This window comes from Microcystis sp. LE19-84.1B (assembly GCF_027531875.1).
GTDB classification, from domain to species: domain Bacteria; phylum Cyanobacteriota; class Cyanobacteriia; order Cyanobacteriales; family Microcystaceae; genus Microcystis; species Microcystis panniformis.
Genome location: NZ_JAPZSR010000244.1, coordinates 1 through 2,165 on the forward strand (window position 1 = coordinate 1; position 2,165 = coordinate 2,165).

Below are 2,165 nucleotides of genomic sequence, written 5' to 3' on the forward strand. Positions count from 1 at the left end.
CCAGACAGGAGCCAGAAAAAGATATTTATCAGAAAAGTCATGAGCAAGCTAGAGGTTTAAAGACTGAGCGGGTTCCAATTATTTTTATTAATAAATATTTGACACAATTCATACCAGGTAAGCAAGAGGGCTACGGCACTACTACCGAATCATTACCCAATCATTCCAATCACTGTCGATGGTGGTGCGTTACGACGGATTGTTAGCTTGAAGTTAAAGCCGAAATTTTGGCCGTCTAACGCACCCTACTGGACTAGGTAATAGGTGTAGGGGTAATTCATGAATTACCCCTACAATAACGTTTATAGGACTTACGCACTGTACAAATTCACCATGAGGTGTATGAACGAAAATCCGTCGTTTCAGACTTTTGGCGATTAACTTCTGCTCGATAGCGATCGCTCAAAAGTCATCAAAAAATCACGTTAAAATGCCCGAAACCCATACCTCATATTTGGTCGCTCCTGTCAATGCGTAAGTCCTAGTTTATCTGGATGTTGTTAAATTTTCCCTTGACAAAGGCGACTTGACATGATATTATATTCATAATGGAAAATCCGTGCGCCTACAAACCCTCTTTTCAAATGGTCTTAACTATGATTGATGTGATTATTTGATTGACTATGATTGGTTCATTCAATCAATCTTCATCTCTAATCCACTCTTAACTAGCTCCCTAATCATAGTTAATCATTCAATCATTCGGTGGTGATTCGGTAGTAGTGATGGCGGCTTAATCCTTTGCTTTGCTGTGCATTGTAGTCATGGATAAAATACCAAAGGGTTCCCCAACGTGATTCTCCATTTTTGGTTTTTCGGTACTTGTTATGCTATCACAAATACCGGACTTGATGCGTAAGGGTTTCAGGATAATCAAACAGTCCCCAGCATACTACCTGCCGAAGAACCCATTTTTTTAGAGAAAGATAGACTCTCTCTCACCAGCCGAGAAATCCTTTGTCGAAAGGTATTAAGTAGCTGGTTATAATTAAATTAAAAACTGATTTTAGGTTCGATCCCCCCTGCCCCCCTTGATAAGGGGGGTGCCGATAGGCGGGGGGATCTGATGATTTTTAACGCCTACCTACTTATTTAATCTTTCAATAGGATTAGTTTGACCAGTTTCTTTTCCGACTGCCCGATGACGTTTCCTAGTAATTACTGTCTTATAGGACTCCCAAAAGTCTGTGTAAGCAACCGCGCATTGTCGGTAAACACCGGGTAAACTGGCCCCAAAGTTTTTTGGCTGATTGACGACTCCTATCTCCGCGCATAGCCACCAATAATTTCCCTTGTATTTCTATCAATTAACCGCCAAATATAAACCTTTATCGTCTTAGAAAAAACCAAAGACCACATCTCATCACATTCTATAACCAATTTACCTTTTGGTTTGTCCGAAACCTTTATTTGACGGGGGACAGCCGCCAGTTTATTGTTGACATAGTTTTGTAATCATGACCAACTTACCCCTGTTACTCTAGCAATTCCTCGCAAGGAAATTCGTTCGAGCAAGAGTTTATCAATTAATTGTTTGGTTTCGTCAGAGACGGTTTTATTAGTGGGATTGATCACAAACGGTTGACCACATTCTTTACATTGACGTTTGGGTTTTCCATTATGAATAGAACCATTCTTGATAGTATGATGAGAACCACAATTAGGACAGGGGAATAGAGGTGAACTAGAGGGGGTATTTTGTTCGGTGCTAGACTGATATTTGAGTAAGCCAGACAGGAGCCAGAAAAAGATATTTATCAGAAAAGTCATGAGCAAGCTAGAGGTTTAAAGACTGATTGGGTTCCAATTATTTTTATTAATAAATATTTTACACAATTCATACCAGGTAAGCAAGAGGGCTACGGCACTACTATCGAATCATTACCATCAATCTGTTGTTTCATTTTTATTTGAAGGAGTTCTACCAAACTATACCCGATTTTGCCACAGAATCGAAGGATACAGTAAAGGAAGCTACTACCTTCGCCAATTTAGGGATAGTTCACCAGGCACTCTCATCGAAAATTTGGGTCTGAAACCCCGTCGTTCTACGACGGCTTTACTGTTAAATATGAGCATCGTTTACGAAATATATGCTAAAATGTGAGGTATGGAAAAAGCCTATTCGTTTCGATTTTACCCCACACCCGAACAAGAGTCGCTAT

The 2,165-nt window shown here is 39.9% G+C and carries 2 protein-coding genes and 1 pseudogene; 2 read left to right on the top strand and 1 reads right to left on the bottom strand.

Annotation, left to right across the window (positions count from 1 at the left end):
• Nucleotides 1–206, top strand: a 206-nt coding sequence (locus O9324_RS14035; protein WP_288140495.1) for a hypothetical protein, incomplete at its 5' end; no start/stop codon positions are given.
• A 903-nt stretch (nucleotides 207–1,109) separates the two neighbouring features.
• Here O9324_RS14035 and O9324_RS14040 read toward each other — a convergent pair.
• Nucleotides 1,110–1,770, bottom strand: a pseudogene (locus tag O9324_RS14040) (IS1 family transposase).
• Nucleotides 1,771–2,110: 340 nt separating this feature from the next.
• On the opposite strand from O9324_RS14040, the gene O9324_RS27225 reads away from it, so the two are divergent.
• The coding region (locus O9324_RS27225; protein WP_072024880.1) for a helix-turn-helix domain-containing protein at nucleotides 2,111–2,165 on the top strand (55 nt) is incomplete at its 3' end.